This window comes from Caedibacter taeniospiralis, assembly GCF_002803295.2.
Lineage (GTDB): Bacteria > Pseudomonadota > Gammaproteobacteria > Francisellales > Francisellaceae > Caedibacter > Caedibacter taeniospiralis.
This window is the reverse complement of sequence record NZ_PGGB02000010.1, coordinates 20,424-45,456: the sequence shown is the minus strand read 5'-3', so window position 1 is coordinate 45,456 and position 25,033 is coordinate 20,424. Positions and strand designations below refer to the sequence as shown.

At 41.7% G+C, this 25,033-nt stretch carries 25 protein-coding genes; 13 read left to right on the top strand and 12 right to left on the bottom strand.

What is annotated here, in order from left to right; genetic code table 11:
• The first annotated feature begins 543 nt into the window (after positions 1 to 543).
• The 4 genes from rpe (at position 544) to CU053_RS05140 (ending at position 4,724) form a co-directional block, all read left to right on the top strand.
• A complete protein-coding gene (gene rpe, locus CU053_RS05155) occupies positions 544 to 1,209 on the top strand; it encodes a ribulose-phosphate 3-epimerase (protein WP_100550873.1) in 666 nt (221 codons plus the stop codon).
• A gap of 120 nt (positions 1,210 to 1,329) precedes the next feature.
• A complete protein-coding gene (locus tag CU053_RS05150; protein WP_199244219.1) occupies positions 1,330 to 2,715 on the top strand; it encodes an amino acid permease in 1,386 nt (461 codons plus the stop codon).
• Positions 2,716 to 2,762: 47 nt separating this feature from the next.
• Positions 2,763 to 2,984, top strand: a complete 222-nt coding sequence (locus CU053_RS05145; RefSeq protein ID WP_100550872.1) for a hypothetical protein — start codon at positions 2,763 to 2,765, stop codon at positions 2,982 to 2,984.
• A 39-nt stretch (positions 2,985 to 3,023) separates the two neighbouring features.
• Positions 3,024 to 4,724 carry a type III PLP-dependent enzyme domain-containing protein gene (locus CU053_RS05140; protein WP_100550871.1) on the top strand — a complete coding sequence of 567 codons (1,701 nt, stop codon included), beginning with the start codon at positions 3,024 to 3,026 and terminating at the stop codon, positions 4,722 to 4,724.
• Positions 4,725 to 4,829: 105 nt separating this feature from the next.
• Here the strand turns inward: CU053_RS05140 and gshA are convergent, their stop codons facing one another.
• From gshA to CU053_RS05120, 4 genes are all read right to left on the bottom strand, one after another.
• Positions 4,830 to 6,338: a glutamate--cysteine ligase gene (gene gshA, locus CU053_RS05135; RefSeq protein ID WP_100550870.1), complete on the bottom strand. Its 1,509-nt coding sequence runs from the start codon at positions 6,336 to 6,338 to the stop codon at positions 4,830 to 4,832.
• Positions 6,339 to 6,416: 78 nt separating this feature from the next.
• Positions 6,417 to 7,676: a transcription termination factor Rho gene (rho, locus tag CU053_RS05130; RefSeq protein ID WP_100550869.1), complete on the bottom strand. Its 1,260-nt coding sequence runs from the start codon at positions 7,674 to 7,676 to the stop codon at positions 6,417 to 6,419.
• A gap of 62 nt (positions 7,677 to 7,738) precedes the next feature.
• The gene (gene trxA / locus CU053_RS05125) at positions 7,739 to 8,062 is read right to left on the bottom strand and encodes a thioredoxin (protein ID WP_100550868.1); all 324 of its coding nucleotides are present in this window, start codon (positions 8,060 to 8,062) and stop codon (positions 7,739 to 7,741) included.
• Positions 8,063 to 8,220: 158 nt separating this feature from the next.
• A complete protein-coding gene (locus CU053_RS05120; protein ID WP_100550867.1) occupies positions 8,221 to 8,811 on the bottom strand; it encodes an NUDIX domain-containing protein in 591 nt (196 codons plus the stop codon).
• Positions 8,812 to 8,977: 166 nt separating this feature from the next.
• On the opposite strand from CU053_RS05120, the gene glgC reads away from it, so the two are divergent.
• The 3 genes from glgC to CU053_RS06600 all read left to right on the top strand — a co-directional run bounded on the left by glgC (position 8,978) and on the right by CU053_RS06600 (position 12,144).
• Entirely contained in the window at positions 8,978 to 10,267 is a 1,290-nt protein-coding gene (gene glgC, locus CU053_RS05115) for a glucose-1-phosphate adenylyltransferase (protein ID WP_199244218.1), read from the top strand.
• 154 nt (positions 10,268 to 10,421) lie between these two features.
• A complete protein-coding gene (locus CU053_RS05110; protein WP_325063833.1) occupies positions 10,422 to 11,732 on the top strand; it encodes a glycoside hydrolase family 57 protein in 1,311 nt (436 codons plus the stop codon).
• Entirely contained in the window at positions 11,716 to 12,144 is a 429-nt protein-coding gene (locus CU053_RS06600; protein ID WP_325063832.1) for a hypothetical protein, read from the top strand. The genes CU053_RS05110 and CU053_RS06600 overlap by 17 nt, the downstream gene beginning before the upstream one ends.
• 203 nt (positions 12,145 to 12,347) lie before the next feature.
• Here the strand turns inward: CU053_RS06600 and mutY are convergent, their stop codons facing one another.
• Entirely contained in the window at positions 12,348 to 13,361 is a 1,014-nt protein-coding gene (gene mutY / locus CU053_RS05105; RefSeq protein WP_100550866.1) for an A/G-specific adenine glycosylase, read from the bottom strand.
• A complete protein-coding gene (locus CU053_RS05100; RefSeq protein WP_100550865.1) occupies positions 13,354 to 13,887 on the bottom strand; it encodes an adenine phosphoribosyltransferase in 534 nt (177 codons plus the stop codon). Before CU053_RS05100 ends, mutY begins: the two co-directional genes overlap by 8 nt.
• A gap of 115 nt (positions 13,888 to 14,002) precedes the next feature.
• Between CU053_RS05100 and pth the strand changes: the two genes are divergently transcribed.
• The 3 genes from pth to CU053_RS05085 all read left to right on the top strand — a co-directional run bounded on the left by pth (position 14,003) and on the right by CU053_RS05085 (position 16,565).
• On the top strand, positions 14,003 to 14,581 hold the full coding sequence (pth, locus tag CU053_RS05095) for an aminoacyl-tRNA hydrolase (protein ID WP_100550864.1): 579 nt from the start codon (positions 14,003 to 14,005) through the stop codon (positions 14,579 to 14,581).
• 30 nt (positions 14,582 to 14,611) lie between these two features.
• The gene (ychF, locus tag CU053_RS05090; RefSeq protein ID WP_100550863.1) at positions 14,612 to 15,703 is read left to right on the top strand and encodes a redox-regulated ATPase YchF; all 1,092 of its coding nucleotides are present in this window, start codon (positions 14,612 to 14,614) and stop codon (positions 15,701 to 15,703) included.
• A gap of 76 nt (positions 15,704 to 15,779) precedes the next feature.
• Positions 15,780 to 16,565 (top strand): phosphatase PAP2 family protein, encoded by a 786-nt coding sequence (locus CU053_RS05085; RefSeq protein WP_100550862.1) that lies wholly within the window; start codon positions 15,780 to 15,782, stop codon positions 16,563 to 16,565.
• 196 nt (positions 16,566 to 16,761) lie between these two features.
• Here the strand turns inward: CU053_RS05085 and CU053_RS05080 are convergent, their stop codons facing one another.
• The 6 genes from CU053_RS05080 to CU053_RS05055 form a co-directional block, all read right to left on the bottom strand.
• Entirely contained in the window at positions 16,762 to 17,073 is a 312-nt protein-coding gene (locus CU053_RS05080; RefSeq protein ID WP_100550861.1) for a nucleotidyltransferase family protein, read from the bottom strand.
• Positions 17,063 to 17,482 (bottom strand): nucleotidyltransferase substrate binding protein, encoded by a 420-nt coding sequence (locus tag CU053_RS05075; protein WP_100550860.1) that lies wholly within the window; start codon positions 17,480 to 17,482, stop codon positions 17,063 to 17,065. The genes CU053_RS05080 and CU053_RS05075 overlap by 11 nt, the downstream gene beginning before the upstream one ends.
• Before the next feature lie 5 nt (positions 17,483 to 17,487).
• Positions 17,488 to 19,866 (bottom strand): phenylalanine--tRNA ligase subunit beta, encoded by a 2,379-nt coding sequence (pheT, locus tag CU053_RS05070; protein WP_100550859.1) that lies wholly within the window; start codon positions 19,864 to 19,866, stop codon positions 17,488 to 17,490.
• 229 nt (positions 19,867 to 20,095) lie between these two features.
• Complete coding sequence (gene pheS, locus CU053_RS05065; RefSeq protein WP_100550858.1) at positions 20,096 to 21,109, bottom strand: phenylalanine--tRNA ligase subunit alpha; 1,014 nt, start codon at positions 21,107 to 21,109, stop codon at positions 20,096 to 20,098.
• A gap of 31 nt (positions 21,110 to 21,140) precedes the next feature.
• Positions 21,141 to 21,740, bottom strand: coding sequence for a ribonuclease HII (rnhB, locus tag CU053_RS05060; protein WP_100550857.1), 600 nt, complete (start codon positions 21,738 to 21,740; stop codon positions 21,141 to 21,143).
• Complete coding sequence (locus tag CU053_RS05055) at positions 21,737 to 22,468, bottom strand: RNA methyltransferase (protein WP_100550856.1); 732 nt, start codon at positions 22,466 to 22,468, stop codon at positions 21,737 to 21,739. Before CU053_RS05055 ends, rnhB begins: the two co-directional genes overlap by 4 nt.
• A gap of 95 nt (positions 22,469 to 22,563) precedes the next feature.
• On the opposite strand from CU053_RS05055, the gene CU053_RS05050 reads away from it, so the two are divergent.
• The 3 genes from CU053_RS05050 (at position 22,564) to CU053_RS05040 (ending at position 25,025) form a co-directional block, all read left to right on the top strand.
• Positions 22,564 to 23,361, top strand: a complete 798-nt coding sequence (locus CU053_RS05050; RefSeq protein WP_158107018.1) for an inositol monophosphatase family protein — start codon at positions 22,564 to 22,566, stop codon at positions 23,359 to 23,361.
• Positions 23,362 to 23,500: 139 nt separating this feature from the next.
• Positions 23,501 to 24,781 carry a 16S rRNA (cytosine(967)-C(5))-methyltransferase RsmB gene (gene rsmB / locus CU053_RS05045; RefSeq protein WP_100550854.1) on the top strand — a complete coding sequence of 427 codons (1,281 nt, stop codon included), beginning with the start codon at positions 23,501 to 23,503 and terminating at the stop codon, positions 24,779 to 24,781.
• Positions 24,782 to 24,854: 73 nt separating this feature from the next.
• Positions 24,855 to 25,025 (top strand): hypothetical protein, encoded by a 171-nt coding sequence (locus tag CU053_RS05040; protein WP_158107017.1) that lies wholly within the window; start codon positions 24,855 to 24,857, stop codon positions 25,023 to 25,025.
• Positions 25,026 to 25,033 lie beyond the last annotated feature (8 nt).

The window sequence follows — 25,033 nt, the reverse complement described above, 5'->3', positions numbered from 1 at the left end:
AACATGTCTGGTTTTATCGACGTAAATATAGTCACCTGTGATGATTTTCTCTAAACCAGAAATACCAATGGGAAGTTTTTGCATACGATCGATTCAGGCAATTTAAGATGGCAAAAGTATACCAGTTTGCTAAGACCAAAACTACTCGAGTCATTAGGCACCAGGGCTATTTTTTGAAAATAGGCGGGAACATGGTCATGACCAATGGGCTTGGACAGAATGTCCGCCCAGTTTTGCAAAGGTATGCAATACGCCATCATGGGCAAAGATATTATTGTCAGCACCGAAAATAGGCTTAGACAAAATTTCCGCCCAAACAAAAGAGACACGGTCATTCCCGCGAAGGCGGGAATCCAGCTTTCAAATAACCCTAACGACTTCGCGCAGGGTAACGGTGGGCGGAAAGATAGTCAGAGCCGAAAAATAGTAGTTAAAACACAATGTAAGTAGGGGCGAAATATTTTTCACCCCTACTAAGAAATTTAGCATGCTTTGAGATACAATTAGCCATCATTCAGCCACTGTAGTATGGAATGTAGTTTTATGAAATTTCAAATTAACCCTTCAATTTTGTCGGCGAATTTAGCCTATTTGGCTGATGATGTCAGAAAAGTGCTAAAAGCGGGTGCAAATAACATTCACTTTGATGTGATGGATAATCATTATGTGCCTAACCTTACCTTCGGTGCAATGCTGTTAAAAGCATTACGCAAGGATGGCATCAACACAGGTATGGATGTGCACTTAATGGTGGAGCCCGTGGATGCAATGATTGAGCAGTTTGCCGAAGCTGGGGCGAGCAGTATTGTGTTTCATCCTGAGGCGTCAAAACATGTCGATAGGAGTCTAAGTCTCATTAAATCCTATGGAATTCAAGCAGGTTTGGTACTTAATCCAGCAACCCCAGTGAGTGTATGTGAACATGTTGTTGATAAACTTGATCGCGTGTTGATAATGGGCGTCAATCCAGGCTTCGGTGGGCAAAGTTTTATTCCTGCGATGTATGGCAAAATCCGTGAAGTTTCTCAGTGGATCAAGCATCACAAAGAGGGCATTTTACTCGAAGTTGATGGTGGTGTTAACGTCGATAATATTGAACCAATTGCCAAGTGTGGAGCACGTGCTTTTGTCTCGGGCTCCGCAATTTTTGGTGCACAGGATTACCAGGTCATTATTGATCAGATGCGTGAAAAGCTCTTAGCTTGCTAAGGGGTGATTAAATAACTGAATAAAAAATTTATTTCTGTCGTCAAAATTTTCATTGACCCCCCAAATAATTGGCTCTAATATTCGCTTTTCCTGTCACTCTAAACTTAAGGCATGATCCCTATGACGGAAGTAAAAACACTGAGAAAAGACCTTAAATTACGTCATCTTGAGTTGATATCTTTAGGTGGAATTATTGGATCGGCCTTTTTTCTGGGAACAGGTTATATCATAGCTCAAGGAGGACCTGCCGTTTTAATCTCTTACGCCTTAGGAGGCTTAATTGTTTTCTTAGTGATGCTTTGCCTGTGTGAGTTGACGGTGGCAATGCCAAGCTCAAGTTCCTTTATCCAGTATGCCAACGACTATATTTCACCAACCTGGGCATGTGGCACGGGATGGTCCTATTGGTTAAACTGGGTCGCTTATATTCCTGCGGAGTGTACGGCAGCGGGTATGATCATGCACTATATTATACCCAGCGTTCCTGCTTTCACCTGGGCAATGCTCTTTGGTTTACTGATTACCCTCATCAATATTTCTAGGGTGCGCATTTTTGGTGAGATGGAGTTTTGGCTTGCGATTGTCAAAATTGCGGCAATTGTGATGTTTAGCGTACTGGCTATTTTTATCTTTTTCGGACTCTATAAAAGCGGTGGAAAAGTGCCAACGATTGGGACTGAATACCTTTTGGCTGATGGTGGCTTTTTCCCACATGGCAAGCTGGTGGTGATGAGCTTAATGGTAATATTGCTGGTGAATTTTCAGGGTTCAGAAATCGTGTGTCTTGCGGCAGCTGAGTCGACGGACACCGATGTGGCAATCCCTAGAGCCTCGCGAAATATTGCCATTCGCATTGTGTTACTTTATTTGATTCCCGTTTTGTTGTTGGTGTTAATCTTCCCCTGGAACAAAATGGACAGTGACACGTCAGTGTTTGTTTTAGCGCTACAGCAGTATGGTTTTCACTGGGTTGCAGGGGTCTTTACTTTTGTCATCTTAACTGCTGCTTTTTCCTGTGCAAATAGTGGTATGTATGCCACAGTGCGTGCGCTTTATGGGTTATCCAAACAAAAGATGGCGCCTAAAATATTCTCGCGACTAAATCGCCATCAGGTGCCGATGCCTGCGGCTATATTTACACTGGTTTGCATTTGGATATTTTTAATTTTGTCTTATTTCTTTTCCTCAAGTACGGCATTTTCTTACCTTTTGAGCATTTCAGGGTTTACTGGAGCCGTGTGTTGGATTTCTATTTGCTGGTCGCAGTACAATTTCAGAAAATACTGTAAGAAGAATAGGATTGAACCTAAGGGTAAGTTTATAACACCTTTCTATCCACTTGTGCCATTGCTGGGGATATGGCTGCAAGTTGCCTGTCTTTTGTTGCTGTTTTTCAACGAAGAACTAAGACCTGCTTTTTATTTTGGTGTGCCCGCGGTGCTATTGCCAATGGCAATTTATTGGCTTTATAAAAAGTCCAAAAACCCCATATCCTGTGCGAGATAGCTGGTGTAACTGTTTTTTTATTTTTTTGATAGAAAATTTTATTTACAGTGACCAAAGTTGCTGTTACTTTATGCGGGATTTTGGGCTACTTCCCAGATCGCTTTAAAGGTTTTGACAAAATCACAATAGGTGAAGATATTGTCAATACCGCTTTAAAAAAACAAATGCAATTATACGCCAGAATGCACATTGGTGTGTTTGTACGCTTAGAGGCATTGCAAGCGCAATCTTGCGATGTAGCCCCGTTAATATGGCAACCTGGACTTTAACGTCAAGTGTAAGGTGCCTTTCATAGAAGGAGAATTTCTATGGAAAACAATGTATTTTCATTTAATGCGCGTAACACTTTCCAACCCTACTTTAGCTATGACCATGATCAACAGTTATGTGTTCATTACGGGCAAAGTTTTACTCAGTCAATGCCTTTGGCGAAGATTGTAGATGAGGTAGCAAAACAAGGCGGCAATAAACCATGTGTGCTTAATTTTAAACACATTACCCAAGATAGAATGTTATGTCTGTATCAAAGCTTTGCTAAAGCAATTGAGGACTATCGCTATCAAGGAGCGTATCAATTAGCCTATCCGATTAAAGTAAATCCCAATGCCAGTGTTATGCGTGCACTCAAAGAATGTGCCGATCGACATGATTTAGTGTTTAATTTTGAAGTTGGTAGTAAATCAGAACTTTTGAGCGTGTTATCTCTGACAGCGCCACGCAATAGAATTATTTGCAATGGTTTTAAAGATAAAGCATTTTATCAACTGGCAAACCTGGCTGCAAAACTTGGCTTTGAGGTGATTATGGTACTTGAGCACATTGATGAGCTTCAAGTGATTAAGGAATTAAGCCAGGAAGCAGAAATTTATGTTGGTCTGGGATTTAGAACTAAACCATTTCATGATGATCTACACAGTGTAAAATTTGGCTTAAGTTTAAGAGATATTTATGATGCTAGCGGCGCACTCAAAGACTTGGCGCTAGCAGATCGGGTTGTTCTGCTACACGGTCATATTGGCTCACAGCTTAAGAGTCTACATCAGGTAGAAAGGCACATAAATATGATGGTTTGCCTGTATGGTAATTTGCTAAATGATTGCCCCAACTTGACTATGATTGACTTAGGGGGCGGATTGGGTATTGATTATGAGGAAACAGAGAATCCAAGATTCCAGCTATCCTATTATGCTGAAACGATTATCAAAAGCTTTAGCTATCATCTGGATTTATTGAAGTTACCTCATCCTGTGATCATGACAGAATCAGGGCGCGCAGTGACGGCTATGTCAAGTGTGCTCATTGTATCGCCGTTATATCAAACAGCAGAACGGAATATCACCGTGCAAACCAGTTATGACGAGTCATTGCAGGCTTGCTGGTTAAATGGGGAAATTAATTTGGCAGATTTGGTGGAAAGCACGAGTGTGAGCTATCTGGATGATCAAAAATCTTATAAATTATGGCTTAATTTCTCCCTGTTCCAATCACTGCCAGATCATTGGGGAATTGGTCAGCATTTCCCCTTATTGCCTGTCACCCATTATTCAGAAGAGAAAACTATTGATTGTCAGTTGTTTGATATTTCCTGCGATGCCGATGGGGTTTTCAAAGACAAGACAGGGGATGATTACGTGCGCATCCCATGCACTGAAATCAATGATCTGGCATTTATGTTTGTTGGCGCTTACCAGGATATGCTCAGTAGCAAACATAATATTATCGGACGTACAACGGCGGTTGAAATCGATCTTAGCACGGAGGATGATTGTGTAATCAGCGTTGAGCAGGCAGAAGACTATCACGCACTGTTATGCCACTATGGGCATAATCCGTTACAATTAATGTCGCAATTTCAGCGCTTAGCAGAATTTCATCTGGATGAGTCTTTGACAGCAGATGAACAGGGCTTGTTTTATGCTATGTTAAGTGGCAATCCTTATTTACAAATAGAAAGCACCCCTTGCAGTCAGTCGCTGCTGTTGAATCGCCGGGCAATTAAGCTTTTATGAAAGTAATTGTTTGGCTTTCGACTCATTTATTTGGATAAACGTAGGGGCGTATTGAATACGCCTCTTCTGAGTGACATACAATCAACGACAATTTTTTTATGGTATTTATTTTTGATTTGAACAATTAGCCGATAGATAATAGTGATCGATATAACTTTCCAAATCACAACAATCGCTTTCTTCAAGCGCCTGTTGTGTAACGAGAGATTGGGCGGTCTGATGGCTAAAGCCTGTGTAGCTGTCTTTGCTAAGCTCGACCTTCTGTAAGCCTTGTGTATTTTCGCGTGACAATTCAAGCACTGTTTGCGCATAATCTTTGCCAGCATGATCAATAAGTTGAGCTGAAAGCGTCTTGCCTGGATCGGTCAGTTTTTCAAATTGTTGCATTACCGCTTGAAAGTATTTATCTCCCATGGATTGGGCAGTATGGGCAATAAGCTCAAGCTGAAGAACCCCAAAATCTTTCAGTGATATATCCTTGCCTTGATTATCCTTAAGTTGAAGCCGAGGCTTGCGACCATGGGTCACAACTTTAGCAAAGTTTGCTTTATTTCGCATAATTTCACTTTGTTGATATTGCTTCTTAGGTTGCAACAAACAGGTGAGTAATAAGGCCTCAATAAAATGGGCGGTCGTCTCATCTATGCCTAAAGGATCAAAGGGGTTCACATCAACAACGCGCACCTCCAAGTAGGCAACTCCTCGATTTAACAAGGCGCAAGCAGGACGCTCGCAGCGTTTGGTAATTTGTTTTGGACGAATACTGCTGTAGTACTCATTCTCGATTTGTAGAATGCTGGTGCTAAGCTGTTGCCGTGAGCCGTTATCAGCATATAAGCCAATTTTTTCAAATGGCGGATAAGTGGTTTTGGTGGCGTTGATAAGATCATAAACATAGTCTTTAAGGCTTGCGTAAGAGATGTATAGATCTTTTTGCGCGGGACTTTGATATCCAAGACCACTCATGCGTAAACTGGTGGCATATTCAGCAATATAGAAATCATCATTAAGTGTTTTAAGATACTCAGGTGTTTGTTTAACTGAAGTTTTTGCGCAAATGGGTGAGCTTCCAAATAAGTAGGGGATGAGCCACATGAAGTCGAAATAGTGATTGATCGCCGAGAAATAAAGTGCATCTGAGCTAAGATTCTTTTCCTGGTTTAGTCTATTTATCAATTCGACATCATAAGAAAAATTATAATGTACCCCTGAAATTGCCTGCATGATTTTGCCATAGCGTTGTGCTAATCCCCTACGGTAGACCTCTTTCATTTTACCAGAGTTAGAGGTTCCGAAATGGGCAACCTTAATTTCATCTTCTGTTGCAGTTAACGGCATGCTGGTAGCAAGTAACAGCTCGTCTTTAGCAAGGTTTTGGCTGCAAAATCCTAAGATGTGAGTTAAACGTGAGAACGTGCTCGAAATATCATAGAACGGTTCAGTGATCAGTTCTACGAGACCTTCGGAAAAATCCACCGTGATATTGCTATTGGTAAGCTTTGAGCCAAGCGCTAAAGGATGATCAGATGTGGCAGGACGCCCTGAGTGTAAGATGCGCAAGCTTTCGCGTTCAATGCCGCGCTTATGTTGGTAATGCTGTAAATCGAAAGTCATCGTGCCATTGATTAAATGTGGGGTCCTCGCAGTTTACGAGAAAAGGTTGCTGCTGACCAGCAGGATTACAAATGAATCTTAGCCTCGCTTCATAATGTTGAAGAATTCTTCATTGGTTTGGGTTTTCTTTAAGCGTTCGGTGAGGAACTCCATGGCTTGTGTGTCTTCCATTTCATGTAGAATCTTACGCAAGATCCAGAGTTTTTGCAGCTCTTCCTGGGTGGTCAGTAATTCTTCGCGGCGCGTTCCAGAACGTGCAAAACTAATCGCAGGATAGACGCGTTTTTCAGCAATTTTGCGATCCAAATGAAGCTCCATATTACCCGTGCCTTTAAATTCTTCAAAGATCACCTCATCCATTTTGGATCCAGTTTCAACCAATGCGGTAGCGATAATAGTTAGACTACCACCTTCGGCGGTGTTACGTGCTGCCCCAAAGAAACGCTTTGGCTTTTGTAAGGCATTGGCTTCAACGCCTCCTGATAATACACGACCTGAAGCGGGGGAGACGGTGTTGTAAGCACGTGCCAGACGTGTAATCGAGTCTAATAGAATAACGACATCCTGTTTATGCTCAACCAGGCGTTTTGCCTTTTCAATCACAATTTCAGCCAACTGCACGTGGCGCGCAGCAGGTTCATCAAAGGTGCTGGCAACCACCTCACCACGAACAGAGCGCTGCATTTCAGTTACCTCTTCAGGGCGCTCATCAATCAAAAGGACAATCAGATAGCATTCAGGGTATTTTTTGGCGATTGAGGATGCAATATTTTGCATCATAATCGTTTTACCCGTTTTTGGAGGAGCGACGATCAGACCGCGTTGACCCTTGCCAAAAGGAGCTGCCAAGTCGATAATGCGGGCGGTAATATCTTCGCTTGAACCATTACCAAGCTCCATTGATAAACGCTCTTTAGCATATTCGGGAGTTAAGTTTTCAAATAATACTTTGGTGCGAGCAAGCTCTGGTGAGTCGAAGTTTACACTGTCGATATGCTTTACCGCGAAGTAGCGTTCATTGTCTTTAGGGGGGCGAATTTTACCGATGATGCTGTCTCCCGTGCGCAAATTAAGCTTGCGAATGAAAGTAGGGGAGACGTAAATATCATCAGGGGATGCAAAATAAGAGGTGTCAGATGAGCGCAAAAAACCATAGCCATCCTGTAAGACTTCAAGCACGCCGTCACCATAAATATCTTCGCCCTTATCGGCGTGTTCTTTTAAGATATTGAAAATGATTTCTTGTTTACGGGCACGCCCCGTGGCTTCAAGACCAAGTGAGTGCGAAAGCTCCATTAATTCAGGGATGGATCGGTTTTTTAAATCGGTTAAATTCATTGAAAATTCTCACGAATGTTGAAGAAGGGGAACCCCTTCGGGTTGGACAAAATGATTATTAATTAAATATGCTTATCAAGGATTTGGATAAGCTGAGATTTTTGCACGGCCCCTACTTTGGTTTCGACGTTTTCACCATCTTTAAATACCATTAAGGTTGGAATACCTCGCACCCCGAATTTAGCAGGGATTTCTGGATTATCGTCAACGTTAATTTTAACGACCTTAAGCTTTTGACCATAGTGTTCAGCCACTTGATCTAAAACAGGGGCAATCATCTTGCAAGGTCCGCACCATGGCGCCCAAAAATCTACAAGCACGGGTTGTGTGCTATCAAGGACGGCTGATTTAAATTCACTATCAGTGATGTTAATACATTGAGACATAATTAAATTCCTTCAGGGTCTATTAAAAGCAAAACTGGTCGCGATTCTAGCAGAAAAGCAGGATAAGGGGAACGTAAATCCCCGCGAAATTTTAATTTGAATTTGAAACAAGATGATTACATGATTTACGAGTGGTATAGCTGATATAAAGTGTCTAATTATTGAGGAGATATTTTGAATAAAAATAGCCACTGCAATGCGATATAGGTGCTTGCAACTTTATATTTTTTGGCTTTTAAATCTTCATAAGCCTTCGCGAAGGGGATTTTCAAAATTTTAATATCTTCAATGTCATTCATTATTCCGCCATAGTCACCAAATTGATCTGCATCGGCTTCCGCAGCATATAGATGAAGTACTTCCGCATATCCCCCAGGGCTTGGATAATACTTATAAATAAATTCCAGATTTTGAATGTCCAAACAGATTCCTGCCTCTTCCTTTGCTTCTCGAATACATGTTTCAGCTGCCGACTCATTTGGCTCAATTCTGCCTGCTACGGGCTCAATTAACCAATGATCGCCGTCCTCATCGGCAAGTGCCCCAATTCGGCACTGTTCGATGAGAATGACTGTTTTCTTCTTTAAATCGTATAAAAATAACACGCAACCTTGTTGTCCCTGGCACAGTAGCTCTCTTTCAATCACGGGACTGTTTCCTCCTTGATACAGGCTGTGTTTGCACTTTATTTGGTTAACCTTAAAAAAACCGTCATAGACCCTAATGTTTGAAATAATCTGAATTTTCATAAAAAACAATATGATTAGTTGCATAAGTTTAATATTATAGGGCTGGCATCAAAAAAAAATAGCTTCAGACTACTTAATTTGGCAAGTTTTATACCGTATGAAAAAGGACTTACAGGCAGCTGAGGCTTAGGTGGAAGATGAAAAATCAAGCATTAAGGTAGTTAGTATGTCAAACACAGCTGCGCGTTTAAGTAGAAAAGTTCTGGCAATTGTTTTAGCTGGCGGAGAGGGGAATAGATTAAAAGATTTAACAAAATGGCGGGCGAAGCCAGCTGTCCCATTTGGGGGGAAATATCGGATTATTGATTTTGCTTTATCTAACTGCATTAACTCAGATATACGTAAAGTGTTGGTATTGACACAATATAAGTCGCATTCGCTTATCAGGCACCTGCAAAGAGCGTGGGGGTTTTTACGTTATGAAGCAGGTGAGTTTGTAGAGATTCTGCCTGCTCAGCAAAGAGTGAACAAAGACTGGTATAAAGGTACCGCTGATGCACTTTATCAAAACATAGATATTATTGAAAGACGTTATACTGAATATATCCTCATTTTAGGCGGGTACCATATTTATAAAATGGATTATGAAAAAATGGTTCAGGCACATGTTGACTCAAATTCTGATATTACCGTCGGATGTATCGAAGTCCCACTAAAGGATGCAACCGCTTTTGGAGTGATGTCTGTGGATGAAAAGGGCTGTATTACTCAATTTATTGAGAAACCTGCTGATCCTCAAGCCCTTCCTGGCAAACCTGATATGGCTTTGGCATCCATGGGGATTTATGTTTTTTCCAAGCAATACTTAATTGATAAACTAATTGAAGATAATAATACCCCCACTTCCTCAAGGGATTTTGGCAAGGATATTATTCCTTCGAGTATTGGTAATTCAAAAATTTCAGCCTATCCATTTATCAATGAGCAAAATGGGAAACCAGCCTATTGGAGAGATGTAGGCACGGTCGAATCCTACTGGAAAACGAATATGGAACTTTGCTCTGTTGAACCTGAGCTAAATCTATACGATTATGATTGGCCGATATGGACATATCAGTCACAGTTGCCGCCTGCTAAATTTATTTTTGATGAAGAAAATCGCCGAGGGGTAGCGATTGATTCTTTGATTTCTTCAGGGTGTATTTTGTCTGGCTCAAAGGTGAAGCGCTCGGTCGTTTTTAGCGGGTGCAAGTTGCGTAGTTGCTCTTTTATTAAGGACAGTGTCATCCTCCCAAATGTTGAAATTGGACGATATTGCCGTATCACCAAAGCGGTTATTGATAAAGGTGTTAAAATCCCAGATGGTACTGTTATTGGGGAAAATCACGAAGAAGACGCCAAACGTTTCTTTGTTGATGACCATGGAATTACACTTGTCACAGCTGAAATGCTTGACCAGGGTGTTGAAAAGGGAGCACCAAATGTGGTTAATCAGCACGTTGTTTATGAAGTTTAAGGTTAAGACTAATGGCACTAAGTTAAGTAACAACTACCCCGTCTGACCACTTTGGAGTGGTCAGACGGGGTAGTCCTAAAAACAGCTTAACTTAGCGCCATTACTCTCTATCGTGGTCGTAAAATTGACATTTCTGCTTTGGAAAATAATTAACATGAAAGATAATAAGTTAAAGCTGGTTTTATGTTGGCATATGCACCAGCCACATTACAAAGATGGTTTGGATGGTGAATATCATTTACCGTGGGTGTATTTGCATGCCATAAAAGATTATACGGATATGGCTGCTTTTTTAGAGGAAAATCCAGATAGCCAGGTAGTGGTCAATTACACCCCTGTGCTGCTTGAACAGTTGGAAGAATATGCAGCTATGATGCGCCAGTGGCTAAAAACTGGAAAAGCAATGAATGATCCTTTGTTGAATCTGGTTTCTGGCGCCACGCCTATTCCAGATACTGCTGAGCAAAAATCTGGCATCATTGCCGTGTGTAGAAGGGCCAATGCTCCAACTATGATTGAAACGTTGCCAGATTTTAAAGCGCTACACGAAATTGCAAATTATTATTTAACACAAAACAGTCCGTCAAACCGAATCCATGAGTATCTCAATGGTCAGTTTTATATCGATATGCTCATTTGGTATCACATTGCATGGACTGGATCCAGTTTGCGAAAAACTGACGATAGAATTAAGCAATTAATGCGTAAGGGAAGGAATTTTTCAGCGGCAGATCAGCGTTTACTGGTTGAAATTATGGTCGATAGTATTGAACAAATTATCCCACGTTATAAACAATTGCAGGATCAAGGACAAATCGAAATATCAATGACTCCCTATGGTCATCCCATCTTTCCGCTGTTAATTGATTTTCGTGCTATGCAAGACTCACAACCTGACGCTCCTTTGCCTAAGTATGAAAAATATCCAGGAGGTTACGAACGTTCAAGCTGGCACATGGCGCACGGTATAGAAATTTTTAAGCAGCACTTTGATTGTGCTCCACGAGGAGTCTGGCTATCTGAGGGGGCGCTTAGCAGTGATGCTTTAAATTTACTTGATACTTTTAATATTCAATGGACCGCGACGGGTGAAAGTGTTTGGCGTAATTCCTGCAAAATTTCACACATAGAACCTGAGAGTGTGTCAAGTAAACAACTACTTTTCCAGCCCGTGAGTATTCAGGGAAAGGTTTGTCGCATTTTTTTTCGAGACGATGGGTTGTCCGATTTAATTGGTTTTCAGTATAAAAACTGGGATCCTGAAAATGCCGTCGATCATTTTATTCAGAACCTGGAAAATATTCGTACACAATTTGGAGATAGTGCATGCGAACATGTTGTTCCAGTGATTTTAGATGGTGAAAATGCCTGGGAGTATTATCCTGATAATGGCAGTCACCTTTTTACCCCTGTTATACAAAAAACTCTCAAATCATCCACACATAGCGATGACAACTTTCTCTGATGCACTGAAGCAATCACTTTCCGTGTTGGAGCTATCTCGCCTAAACGCAGGCAGCTGGGTTTATGGCTCCTTCTCGACATGGATTGGCTTGAAAGAGAAAAATCATGCCTGGGATTTATTGGTTGAAGCTAAATATGCTTATGACCAGGTTATTGCATCAGGCAAATTAGCGACAGAACAGATTAAACAGGTCACTAAGCAGCTCGCGATTTGTGAGGGTTCAGATTGGTTCTGGTGGTTTGGAGATTATAATCCATCTGAGAGTGTAAAGGACTTTGACAAACTATATCGACAGCATCTTAAAAAATTATATTACCTGCTCAACCTTGAACCATCTGCTCAACTGGAAATCCCGATTTCTCAAGGCAGCAAGGCTGCAGAAGGTTCAGGAACCATGCGATGTAATGCGTAAACTGGGCGCATTCGCGATTTATGGGTAAATCAGTTGTAGTTTAACTTGAACTGAATGCTATATTTATGTACAAATATCTTACAGACTCTGAAATATAAGTTTGACATTAACTCAAACCAAGAAATGTCAATGGGAAGTTTTTTCATGAGATTCAATCAAGCCATTCAAAATGACAAGAGTATAACAGCTTACCAAATTGAAAACTACACCGTTAAAAGCTGTTTTGCCAGAGGTGCTGGAAGCGCATATTGCATGAGGTTTGCCGCTAAGACCCAATGTGCATTTTCCACAACAGGTTTCTGTTGCAGCTGATAAACCTTAATAGCGTAATACAGCTCAAAATGCGTAAAAACATGCTTTTGTTCTTCACACAGCATATGGCTGTATTCCCCGATATCTAAGGAACTTTCAGGCAAAACATATAACCCACCCCAAATCCCGCTATCTGGTTTTTTTATCAGCAAAATTTCATCTTCATATTGATAAAGGTGAAACATGGATGATTTTATCTTCTTGATTGCTTTGACTTTTTTGAGTGGATATTTTTCCACACTGCGGTTTAGAAAGCCAAGACAGGTTTGCTGCAAGGGGCACAAATCGCACTTTGGTTTTGTACGCGTACAAAGCATGGCTCCCAAGTCCATTTGTGCTTGTGTATAGGCTTGCGTATTTTCTTTTGGCATCAGCTTATGCGCTAATTGCCATAGCTTTTTTTCAACCTTCGCTTCAGTCAACACTTCATCAATGGCAAAAAGTCGCGAGAATACCCGTTTAACATTGCCATCTAAAATAGGCGTCGCTTGATTAAACGCAATGGATAAAATCGCATGTGCAGTTGATTGACCAATGCCTGGCAATGTCAATAATTCATCAATCTTATCTGGCAAATTCCCATGATGTTTTTCCCAGATAAGCTTCGCTGCCTTATGTAAATTCCTAGCGCGCGCATAGTAACCTAACCCTGCCCATGCCTGCATTACCTGATCCTGATCAGCGTAAGCTAAAGATTCAATTTGAGGAAACCTCGCAATAAAATTTAAAAAATAGGGAATAACCGTCTTAACTTGCGTTTGTTGCAGCATAATTTCAGATAGCCACACAAAATAGGGATTAAACTCACCCTGCCATGGAAGGTTGTGCCGTCCATGAGTTGTATACCAATTAAATATGGCTTCTTGATAATCACGGATATCGAAGTGGATGGCAATATCACTCATATTTTACCAGCGAGTCAATATGGATATTTTTAGGCATTCTATCTCGACCTTTTAGTCCCTTAAGCTCAATCACAAACAGTGACCCCAAGACCGTTGCACCTGCTTTTTTCACCAGCTCAACACAGGCGTTTGCAGTTCCTCCTGTTGCCAGCAAATCATCGACCAACAGTACCTGATCATTGGCATGAAAAGCATCCTGATGCACCTCTAAGTGATCCATCCCATATTCCAGTTCGTATTCACAATCATAAACCGCTCGTGGCAACTTACCTCGCTTTCTAATAGGGACAAAACCGATACCTAAATGCTTGGCCAGTGCCACACCAAAAATAAACCCTCGGCTTTCAGGACCTGCAATCACCGTGGGTTTAAGTTTAAGCTGTTTAATACGCTTAGCCATCAGTTTTGCGGTGAGAGTCAAGCCAGCAGGGTCTGCCAGCAATGGGGTAACATCACGAAATAAAATTCCTGGCTTTGGAAAATCAGGTACCGCAACAATTAGTGATTCAAGCTTTTTAATACTCATTTACACAGAAAAACACCCAAGAAAAATTTCGTTTATGGTAGCATGGCGTCAGTAAACTTGTCATTCAAAATTGCCTTCGCTATACTCCACCCCAATTTTAAACTTTGGTTAAGACATGACGACTACTATTAAGCTTATCGTTGGACTTGGTAACATTGGCAGTCAATACCAGGACACACGCCATAATGCAGGAGAATGGTTTCTCCAAGGTGTTGCGGAAAAATATCATCTAGCGTTAGTAGCAGATCATAAATTCCATGGTGCCACAGCACAAACTCAAATGGGAACTGATAAACTCTGGCTTTTATATCCTCACACCTATGTGAATAAAAGTGGCTTAGCCGTTGCTAAGCTTGCGCAATTTTACAAACTCACACCAGATGAGATCCTGGTTGCGCACGATGAGCTGGATTTGCCTTGCGGGCAGGTGCGCCTCAAAAAGGGTGGTGGACACGGCGGACATAATGGCTTAAGAGATATTGATGCCTCTTTAGGTACACGTGATTATTATCGCCTTCGCATCGGCATTGATCACCCAGGAGATCGCCATAAAGTCGTGGGTTATGTATTAGGAAAACCATCGATCGAAGATAAAATTGCCATTGATCATGGCATTAAGCGTGCGCTTTGTTATCTGGACGATATAATACGGGGCAATCATCAAAGCGTGATGAATGAGCTTCATCAGAAATAAATACAAACAATATTTCATAAGGGTTTTATTATGGGTTTTAAATGTGGCATTGTTGGACTTCCTAACGTTGGAAAATCAACCCTATTTAATGCGTTGACAAAAGCAGGTATTCAGGCAGAAAATTACCCTTTTTGCACCATTGAGCCTAATGTTGGCATGGTATCAGTTCCTGATCCACGTTTAGATCAGCTCTCAGCAATCGTAAAACCACAACGAGTTTTACCTGCCACCATGGAGTTTGTTGATATTGCAGGTCTTGTTGCTGGAGCCTCTAAGGGCGAGGGATTAGGCAATAAGTTTTTAGCCAATATTCGTGAAACAGAAGCCATTGCCCATGTTGTCCGCTGCTTTCACAATAGCGATATTGTCCACGTCGCTGGCAAAGTTGATCCCATCGATGACATCCAAACCATTAACACTGAACTTCTTTTGGCCGATATTGAAAGCGTTGACAAAATTATTCAGCGTGTGCAAAAACTGGCTAAAAGTGCCAACAAAGAAGCCAAGCTGCAACTGGATCTTTACCAAAATTTAAAGACACATTTAGAGTCTGAAAAACCAGCTCGTAGTTTTCCGTTTAATGAGGATGAGCTCACATGGATCAAACAAACGCCACTACTAACTCACAAACCAACTCTTTATATCGCTAATGTCGATGAGTCAGGCTTTGAAAACAACCCTCTACTTGATAAAGTTATTGAGTTTGCTAAACAGGATAACGCTGATGTAGTCGCTGTCTGTGCTGCAATTGAGTCTGAAATTACTGAGCTTGAGGATAATGAAAAAATGGAATTTCTTTCCGATCTTGGTTTAGATGAACCTGGACTTAATCGTGTTATTCGCGCGGGCTACAAGCTTTTACAATTGCAAACCTATTTCACCGCGGGCGTCAAAGAGGTCCGCGCCTGGACAATTCCTGTAGGAGCCACGGCACCGCAAGCAGCAGGAAAAATTCACACAGATTTTGAACGCGGATTTATTCGCGCCGAAGTCATAGGCTTCCATGACTATATTCAATATAACGGAGAAAAGGGTGCCAAAGACGCAGGCAAAGCACGCCTTGAGGGCAAAGAATACATTGTGCATGACGGAGATGTAATTCATTTTAGATTTAATGTCTAATCCAATCCTGACTAATACGCCATTCTTCAAATAGATCAGGGTTTTACCTGAATTTCCGCCCATTTTAGAAGGGCGTATGCAATACGCCCCTACGCAATACGCCATCATGGGCGAAGATATAGTGTGCGACAAAACCCGATTTAGTGTAATTTCTCTTTTCTCAACTCGTAAAAAAAGTTACGCTTTTTACACCTACTTCTTAGATAACAATGCAATGATGACGAATATCAGAACGCTTCTTAAACAAACACTTTCTTACGGAATTATCACCCTGGCAGTTTTAACTTTATGTTATGTTTACCTGGACCGCCCTCTGGCGATTACGGCTTATCATGAGCTTCAGTATACAGCTGTCGTTAAACTCGCAAATTTTATCTCCACTGTTTTTGATCCTGATCACTGGCTTGTGCTATTTGTTATTCTATCGATTGTGTGTATCTGGCAAAAGTGGCGCCAGAAGCTAAACCCCCGCTTAGCTATCTGGGCGCTGAGTTTATTTCTTGCTCTTGGGGTGGCAACGGTTATTAAAGTCACCCTGGCACGCTATCGTCCTGAGCTCTTTCTGCAAGAAGGACTCTATGGTTTTCACTGGTTTTCACACAAGCGCTTATTTAACAGTTTTCCTTCAGGGCATGCTACACTGGCTTTTGCTGGATTACTGGGACTTACCGAGCTTATACAGAATAAGAAAATAACCATCCTGTGTATCGCTCTTGCGCTTGTCATTACCATTAGCCGAATATTAAGTACAGAGCATTATCTTGGTGATGTTTTGGGTGGTGTTTACATCGGTGTTTTTAGTTACCTGTGGGCAAACGCACTTGAGATGCAATTAAGTGACAAAAGCTCCAGAAAGGTTTAACTATCTTCACCCGCATGCATAGAAATTGGCTTAGAACAAATCTTCACCCAAACAAAATGGGCGCTGTTATTCCCGCGAAGGCGGAAGTCCAGCTTTGAAATGACTCCTGCAATCTCGCACAGGGTAGCGATGGGCGGGAATATGGTCCATGACCTAGAAATTCGACCTCTCCCACAAGGGGGAGGGGTGATGATGACTAACTATTAAGTGGCTTTAAAACAGCGTAGTTTTTTAAGATGTTGCTATGAAAACTTTGAGGAATTCGTGCCCAATCCAGAACTTGCACCAGGATGGGAATATTTGAAGTTTGTATTGCGTCTTTAAATGCCTGCAACATTAGCGCGTTCAAGGGAGCGAGATTTTTCGTCCTAATTACAAGATCCAAATCACTGCCATCGTGTGCTGAGCCGTCAACGCGACTGCCATAGACCCAAATCTCACAAGGCGTTTTGAGCGTTTTCACTGCAAGCGCTATCAGTAACTCTCTATCTTTATCCCTAAGAAGCATTTTGTGCCCTAAGCATTTTAATTAAACGTTTCACATCTTCGATAAACATGGGGATAAGTGGCAAAGTTTCCTCTGCTAAATCAAAGCCGTAATCATGCGCCGTGAGATTTCGGTTATCTCGATAGTTTAACCAGCGTTCAATTTCATCTGTACTTAATAGCCCATAGTTACCTGTGTATCTAAAAATATCTTTAAAAGTCAACTGATCCACAGCCTTTTTTGAGTGAAAGTAAGGAACCAGGGCTTTCTTCAATAACTTTCCGCACTGTTCAAGCAGTATTTCAAACTCTTTGATAATTGCCGAGAGATACAGATCATAGTGAACGCCTTCTGACTCGCTTTCCCCTAACAGGCGATAGGCTTCGATCAAAGTTGCATTGCATTTTTCTATAAATTGTACATCCAGCATCTTATTTACTCACGCAAGCTCGCATTGGCATGGGTTTTCAGCGAAGTGAGAATCTTTGCCATGACTTCACTCATCACTTCATCCGTCAAGGTTTTTGTGTTGTCCTGGAAAGTCAAATTCAACGCAATACTCTTTTTATTTTCAGGTAAATTATCACCTTGATAAACATCAAAAAGATCGACTTGATTCAATTGCTGCACATCGGCTTTGTTGACAGCATCAACCAAGCTTTGCGCGGTGGTATGGCGATCAACAGTCACAGCAATGTCTCTGGAAACCGATGGATATTTAGAAATTGCCATAAATTTCGCGATATGTTTGTTAGAGATTTTACTCGTCTGCAATTCAAACACAATCGGCGCTTTTCCTTTAATCTGCAACACGCTCATGACATTAGGATGCAGCGCGCCGATTACGCCCACCTTCTCTCCACTTTGATATATGTAGGCAGATTGTCCTGGATGCAGCCAGTCAATGTCTTCACACGGGATATAATGAATGGCATGTTTATTCAATTGCAATAAGGCTTCAACATCCGCCTTCACCGAATAAAAGTCACTGATCGACTTCTCCTGCCAGTTAAGAGGGTTAATACTGCCATAGGCAAGACCTGCAAAATGGGAATACTCATGCGCCAATTTTTCAGCAGGTTGAAAACACACCCCCTCCTCAAAAATACGAATACGTGACTGCTGGCGATTTAAATTGGTTTTAAATGTGCTGACTAAACTCGGAATTAAACCTTGACGCATAATAGACATATCCTGCGAAATCGGGTTTTGCAAAGAAAGTCCAGCCATGCCAAAAAACAGCTCATCAAGCTTAGGATCGATAAAACTATAGTTGATCACTTCATGGTAGCCACGATTTACCAGCGTGCTTTTAAGTGTCGCTAATGCGATCGTCTGCTCAGAGACATGCTGTGGCATCAATGACATTTGAGGTAGATTCATGGGTAAATTTTGATAGCCATAGATGCGCCCCACCTCTTCAATCAAATCTTCTTCGATTATCATATCAAAGCGATAACTGGGGGCGCTCACCTGCCAGATCACATCGCCATTGGCAGTCACTCGAGTAAGGCTCATCTTAAGTGCAGTAAGCACTGCTTCTACAAAGTCTGCTGAAAAGTTCATGCCTAAAATAGAATTTAACTTACTTAAACGAAGCGGTATCTCAAGCGCAATTTCATCATAATGATCAGCACAAACAATCTCACCAAGCTCACCACCTGCAATTTCAACGACTAATGCTGCTGCATAATCAATCGCATATTGACAGAGTTTGGGATCAACACCACGTTCAAATCTGTGTGACGAATCCGTATGTAAACCGTATTGACGAGCTTTGCCTGCAATGGCAACTGGCGCAAAATAGGCACTTTCCAAAAAAATATTGCGGGTTTCAGTAGTAACAGCCGAATTAAGCCCCCCTATAACTCCAGCAATTGCCAGAGCATGATGCGCATCAGCAATCACCAGCGTACCTGGTTTAAGCGTTATTTCGGTTTCATCAAGCAGGGTGATTTTTTCGTTGTCTTTTGCCATACGCGCATAAATACTGCTGCCCACTTTATCTGCATCAAAGGCGTGCATAGGTTGTCCTAATTCAAGCAATACATAATTAGTAATATCAACGATCGCTGAAATGGATCTCAGCCCTGAACGACGTAAACGTTCTTTCATCCACAGCGGGGTTTGCACTTTGGCATTGATGTTATAAATCGTTTGTCCAAAGTATCGTGGGCAGTTTTCAGGTGTTTCACTGATAACTTGTTTATCCGCTTTTTTAGTTGCTGTTAGCTTAATTTCTGTCAATGGCAAAAGTTTGGCTTCGGTCAATGCTGAAACTTCTCTGGCGATACCATATACACTTGAACAATCCGCGCGATTTGGCGTTAAATCTACTTCAATCACATGATCATCCAGCTGAAGATAGTCGCGAATATCCTCACCAACTCGAGCATCCTGAGGCAAATCCATCAGCCCCTCATTTTCTTCGCTAAGTCCTAACTCCTTTTGTGAGCACATCATGCCATAGGATTCCTGAGCTCGAAGGGTGCTTTTTTTAATTTTAAAGTCATAAGGTAAAGAGGCACCAATTTTGGCAACAGGTGCTTTCATTCCAGAGTACACATTGGGTGCACCACAGACGATCGTCAATAACTCGTCGTCACCGACATCCACTTGACATATATTCAATTTATCCGCATCAGGATGTTTATCAATTTTCTTGATTTCACCGACGACAACCCCGTTAAATTCAGGCGCCACTGCCTCAATTGAATCAACCTCTAAACCTGCTGCTGTTAATTTTTCGCTTAATACATCAATATCAAGTGTTTGATCCAGATAACTTTCCAACCAACGATGACTAAATTTCATTTGTTATTACCCTGTGTTTATTCCAATGGCGCTACCTTAAGCAGTCACTACCCCGCCTCGCAAGCTCGGCACCCCTTCACGAGTGAAGGGGAATTGTGGCATATGTGTAATTCCCCTTCGTTAGCGAAGGGGTGGCAGCCGCAGGCTGACGGGGTAGTTTCTCATTAAGACTGCTTAAGGTAGTGCCATTGGTGTTTATTCAATTCGCAAAAGTCCATAACTTTGGTTATTAAAATTGTTTCAAGAATCTTAAATCATTCTCAAAAAACAAACGCAAATCATTAATGCCATAGCGTAACATGGTCAAACGCTCAACACCCATTCCAAAGGCAAAGCCTCGATATTTTTCACTATCGATGCCGCCCGCCTTTAAGACATTGGGATGCACCATCCCGCAACCTAAAACCTCGAGCCATCCCGTTTGTTTGCACACTCGACAGCCGTGCCCCTCACACATCACACATTCCATATCCGCCTCAGCTGATGGTTCGGTAAAAGGAAAATAGGAGGGGCGAAAGCGCATTTTTAAATCTTTTTCAAAAAAAGCGTTTAGAAAGGCATTTAGCAAGCCTTTTAAATCCGCAAATGATGCCCTCTCATCAATCCACAAACCCTCGACCTGATGAAACATTGGGGTGTGCGTCATATCTGAATCACAACGATACACGCGTCCTGGCGCAATCATGCGAATCGGAGGCTCCTGTTTTTCCATTGTTCTTATCTGCACACCTGAGGTGTGCGTTCTTAAGACTGTATTTGGATTAAAGTAGAAGGTATCGTGCATGGCGCGTGCTGGATGATGATCAGGAATATTAAGTGCTGCAAAATTATGATAATCATCTTCCACTTCAGGTCCATGCTCAATGGCAAAACCCATCTTGCCAAAGAAAGTTTCAATGCGCTGCATACTGGTTGATATAGGGTGAAGCGTGCCTTGCGTTTGACCGATGGCAGATAGCGTGACATCTATTTTTTCCGCAGCAAGTTTGTGTGCAAGCTCGATGGCGCTTAGTACTTCTAAGCGCGCATTAATCGCCATCTGCAATTTGTTTTTTGCCTCATTAATGGCTTGTCCAAACTTTGGTTTCTCTTCGTTGGAGATACTGCCTAACTGCTTCATAATCTCAGTCAGTTCCCCTTTCTTACCCAAATACTGAACCCGAATATGGTCTAAATCCTGTCTGTTTTTTGTGTTTTCTACTTCGGATAATGCCTTTAAGCAGATTTCATCGACGATTTGCATGAATGTTACTCGCATTAAATAATGTCGGTCATTATATACCAACCCCAGACCAGTTTGCAGTATTTCTTTGGTTTGCCAGGAGTCTTGCCACAGGCGAAAAACTTCTTCGGTACTCGCTAATTACCCCATGTTTTTCAAGCATTTCCAAGTGCAATTTAGTGGGATAGCCTTTGTGTTTGGCAAACTGATACTGTGGGTATCTCTTATCAAGCGCCATCATTTGCCGATATCTATACACTTTTGCCAGGATGGATGCGGCACTGATTTCCTCAATTTTGCTATCTCCTTGAATGATCGCTTCACCCTCAAACGACCAGATTGGCAGATGATTTCCATCAACAAGGACGCGATCAAACGCCACTTCAAGTTGAGCTACCGCACGGTGCATGGCTAAAAGGCTTGCCTGCAAAATATTATATTGATCAATTTCACCGGCTGAGCATTCCGCAATCGCGTAGGCTTTGGCTTTTAGCGTGATTTCTTCGTATAAAAACTCACGTTTTTTCTCAGTTAATTTCTTTGAATCCGCGAGTCCCACAATGGGGTTTTCTGGATCCAGAATAACTGCAGCAGCGACGACTGAGCCCACAAGGGGTCCGCGTCCTGCTTCATCCACACCGACAATAATCATTGATTTTCCTTTGTGATCTGACTTAAAAAGCCTTGTAGAATATTGACTTCCTTTGATTCTAACTGAGTCCGCTGAAACATCCGCTTAAGCCTGTTCATCACATGCTCTGACCTGTCTGGATTTAAAAACCCCACCTCAAACATTTTATCCTCAAGCATCCTATACAAATTTTGAATTTCTTCAATTGAAGCTTTTTCATGCACTCGATTCTGTCTGGGCAGCATCAGTCCTGCTTCATATGCCTGGAAATGTTTAAAGAGCTCATAGCTTACAATCTGCACGGCTTGCGCCAGATTCAATGAAGTGTAGGATTCATTGCTTGGGATATATGCGTGATAATGACACATCAAAAGCTCATCGTTAAAAAGTCCCGTACGCTCACGACCAAATAATATGGCCACAGTCAAACCTTGATTGGCATACCGAAGGGCTTCTTTACTTGCGTTTTCAACACTTAACATCGGTAAACTCATGCGTCTTACTCTTGCGCTGGTGCCAATGACTAAATCCACCCCATTTAAAGCCTCTATCAGGGTTGGCACAATGTTGGCATTTTTAACAATCTCAGCTGCATGCGCGGCCGTTGCCAAAGCGTCTTCATCAGGCACATGTTTTGGATTGACTAAATAAAGTTCGGTTAGCGCCATATTTAACATGGCTCGTGCACTAGAGCCAATATTGCCAGGGTGCGACGTTTCAACGAGCACCATTCGGATTTTATTTAACATCTTAAATAGAAACTATCACCTTATATGTAAATGGGGTATTATACACAACTAATTTTTTAGTCGAGCAAAAAGCAGAAGGTATTTCAATGCATCCAATGATGAATGTTGCAGTTAAGGCGGCGCGTAAAGCGGGGCGTATGATTTTAAACGCAAATGAAAACATGCAAACTGTGAAAATTGAGACCAAGTCCCCTAATAATTACGTTACCAATATTGATATCGAGGTTGAAAAAACAATCGTTGATACATTAGAGCGTGCTTTTCCTGATCAATATTACATTACCGAAGAAGCAGGGGAATTTGGCAATGAAGATAGTGATCATACCTGGATTATTGACCCCATTGATGGGACAAATAACTTTATTCACGGCATTCCGCACCATTGTGTGTCTATTGCCATGCAGTTTCGTGGCAAAACAGAACTTGCTGTTATTTACAACCCATACCTGGATCAGCTTTTTACCGCAACTAAAGGCTCAGGGGCACAGTTAAACGGTCAGCGTATTCGTGTTGCTAATCGCAAGGAGTTTACGGGTTGCCTGTTTTCAGGCGCGCTAAAGTTTAGTAAGAAAGTATTTGCTCACACTTACCCAGAAGCCGTGCTTGATCTGCATAAGGAAATATCAGGACTGCGTTATTCAGGCTCTTTGGCTCTTGATATGTGTTATGTTGCCGCAGGATTTCTGGATGCTGTCTGGACATCTCGAGATGCTAAAATCTGGGATACCGCAGGGGCTGCCCTTGTGATTAAAGAAGCAGGTGGTATGCTTTGTGGCTTAGATGGTGGCGTTAATTTTCTTGAAGATGGTCGGTTAATCGGCGGCAATCCAAGAATTGTTTCCAAACTCACTAAGTTTTTAGCACCTCACCTGATCCCTTCTGAGCAAGGCTAACTTTTTCTAACAATCTGAAGTTACGTACTTTTACTGATTTTTTAACTACCCCGCCTGACCACTCCAGTAGTGGTCAGGCAAGCGAGGTGGGGGTAGTGCAGCAAAAGTGCGTAACTCCAGTAATAATGGATAATAACTCATGGAAAATCCACGCGCTATTGCTTGCCATATCATTCATCAGATCATGCAAAACAAAGACTCTTTGGCACATCTTGATACTCGCTTAAACGCCTATTCCTTAAGTGAGCAAAATCGCCGCTTAGTCTATGCCATATGTTATGGAGTTTTTCGCCATTTTTTCTATCTTAACCACCTTTTTGATCAATGGGCAAAAGGGAAAACCAAAGCACAGGTGCGTGTGCTGGCACTCATTGGAATATACCAGATTCTCTTTATGCGCAAGCCAATACATGCCGCGATTAATGAAACCGTTAATGCCTGTAATGAACTTAACCTTGGTAACACGAGAACATTTATTAATGCGCTTTTACGTAAGATTGCACATGAGCAGAACTTACCTGACATCGAGAGTTTCCAGGAGTTACCCGACTGGTTGTATGGAAAGTTAAAGAAGCACTACCCACTTGAGATCAATGCAATTACGCAAAATAGTAATCGTCAGCCTCCTATTTTTTTACGCTTGAATCAACAGAGAAGCCAGACTGAACTTAGTGGTGCTTTTAAACAAAAAAATATCCAGTATAGACTCACGGAGGTACCTTATTGCATTTGCTTGGCTGAAACACAAAACATCAGTGAGCTTCCGTTTTTTGCTGCAGGGTGCTTTAGTGTCCAGGATGCCTCAGCGCAGCTTGCGGCTCATATTTTACAGCCAAAACCCTCCGAAAAAATCCTTGACGCCTGTGCGGCTCCTGGTGGTAAAAGCACGCATTTATTGGAGCTTTGCCCTGAGATTGAGCTTAGCATTATGGATAATAATGCTAAGCGCTTTGAGCGCATCAAAGAAAACCTTATTCGTCTGAAACTGGATAAACTCAATATTCATTTGCTTATTCAAGATGCTACGGGGCAGTTAGACCCAGAACTTCAATTTGATAAGATTTTACTGGATGCGCCTTGTAGTGCTACGGGAGTGATACGCCGCAATCCTGATATTAAGGTATTACGCACTCCTGAAGAAGTAAAAGAAATTGCCAACCTTCAAGGACGAATACTTGACAATTTAGCCTCTCAGTTAAAACCAGATGGATTGTTACTGTACGCAACCTGTTCTATCTTGCCCGAAGAGAACGAAAAACAGATCACACAATTTCTAGATGCCCATCCATATTTTCAGGCACTTGATATTCCATTACTTGCAAAAACGATCAAGCAAAAATATGGTTACCAGATCCTGCCACAACCAAATGGCGGTGATGGTTTTTATTATTGCCTGTTACAAAAAACAGGTAAAATTTGAGTGAAAACCATTAGCATCTGAGTGAGTTTTTAGCTACGATAAAGTGAGTTTCTAAGGTAAGGAGAAAGCTAAAATGGAATCCAATCAAACAGATAACAACGATGCAGCACAAGACGCACTGTTAAGCGAAGCTGAGACCATGCTTAAGATGGGCGTGCCGATCTCTGTGGTTGCCAAGACATTACAGATTCCTGTCGAGAAAATTCGCCATTTAAAAAACGAATGCGGCAATAATAATGAATAGATAGCGAG

Excerpts from the sequence above, each read along its gene's own strand:
- pth (WP_100550864.1), top strand. The coding sequence starts at position 14,003 with ATGACGACTACTATTAAGCTTATCGTTGGACTTGGTAACATTGGCAGT.
- CU053_RS05085 (WP_100550862.1), top strand. The coding sequence starts at position 15,780 with ATGCAATACGCCCCTACGCAATACGCCATCATGGGCGAAGATATAGTG.
- pheS (WP_100550858.1), bottom strand. The coding sequence starts at position 21,109 with ATGCAAATCGTCGATGAAATCTGCTTAAAGGCATTATCCGAAGTAGAA.
- rsmB (WP_100550854.1), top strand. The coding sequence starts at position 23,501 with ATGGAAAATCCACGCGCTATTGCTTGCCATATCATTCATCAGATCATG.
- CU053_RS05040 (WP_158107017.1), top strand. The coding sequence starts at position 24,855 with ATGGAATCCAATCAAACAGATAACAACGATGCAGCACAAGACGCACTG.
- CU053_RS05050 (WP_158107018.1), top strand. The coding sequence starts at position 22,564 with ATGATGAATGTTGCAGTTAAGGCGGCGCGTAAAGCGGGGCGTATGATT.
- rpe (WP_100550873.1), top strand. The coding sequence starts at position 544 with ATGAAATTTCAAATTAACCCTTCAATTTTGTCGGCGAATTTAGCCTAT.
- pheT (WP_100550859.1), bottom strand. The coding sequence starts at position 19,866 with ATGAAATTTAGTCATCGTTGGTTGGAAAGTTATCTGGATCAAACACTT.
- CU053_RS05140 (WP_100550871.1), top strand. The coding sequence starts at position 3,024 with ATGGAAAACAATGTATTTTCATTTAATGCGCGTAACACTTTCCAACCC.
- rho (WP_100550869.1), bottom strand. The coding sequence starts at position 7,676 with ATGAATTTAACCGATTTAAAAAACCGATCCATCCCTGAATTAATGGAG.
- CU053_RS05110 (WP_325063833.1), top strand. The coding sequence starts at position 10,422 with ATGAAAGATAATAAGTTAAAGCTGGTTTTATGTTGGCATATGCACCAG.
- mutY (WP_100550866.1), bottom strand. The coding sequence starts at position 13,361 with ATGAGTGATATTGCCATCCACTTCGATATCCGTGATTATCAAGAAGCC.
- ychF (WP_100550863.1), top strand. The coding sequence starts at position 14,612 with ATGGGTTTTAAATGTGGCATTGTTGGACTTCCTAACGTTGGAAAATCA.
- trxA (WP_100550868.1), bottom strand. The coding sequence starts at position 8,062 with ATGTCTCAATGTATTAACATCACTGATAGTGAATTTAAATCAGCCGTC.
- rnhB (WP_100550857.1), bottom strand. The coding sequence starts at position 21,740 with ATGATTATTGTCGGTGTGGATGAAGCAGGACGCGGACCCCTTGTGGGC.
- CU053_RS05055 (WP_100550856.1), bottom strand. The coding sequence starts at position 22,468 with ATGTTAAATAAAATCCGAATGGTGCTCGTTGAAACGTCGCACCCTGGC.
- CU053_RS05080 (WP_100550861.1), bottom strand. The coding sequence starts at position 17,073 with ATGCTTCTTAGGGATAAAGATAGAGAGTTACTGATAGCGCTTGCAGTG.
- glgC (WP_199244218.1), top strand. The coding sequence starts at position 8,978 with ATGTCAAACACAGCTGCGCGTTTAAGTAGAAAAGTTCTGGCAATTGTT.
- CU053_RS06600 (WP_325063832.1), top strand. The coding sequence starts at position 11,716 with ATGACAACTTTCTCTGATGCACTGAAGCAATCACTTTCCGTGTTGGAG.
- CU053_RS05150 (WP_199244219.1), top strand. The coding sequence starts at position 1,330 with ATGACGGAAGTAAAAACACTGAGAAAAGACCTTAAATTACGTCATCTT.
- CU053_RS05100 (WP_100550865.1), bottom strand. The coding sequence starts at position 13,887 with ATGAGTATTAAAAAGCTTGAATCACTAATTGTTGCGGTACCTGATTTT.
- gshA (WP_100550870.1), bottom strand. The coding sequence starts at position 6,338 with ATGACTTTCGATTTACAGCATTACCAACATAAGCGCGGCATTGAACGC.
- CU053_RS05075 (WP_100550860.1), bottom strand. The coding sequence starts at position 17,482 with ATGCTGGATGTACAATTTATAGAAAAATGCAATGCAACTTTGATCGAA.
- CU053_RS05120 (WP_100550867.1), bottom strand. The coding sequence starts at position 8,811 with ATGAAAATTCAGATTATTTCAAACATTAGGGTCTATGACGGTTTTTTT.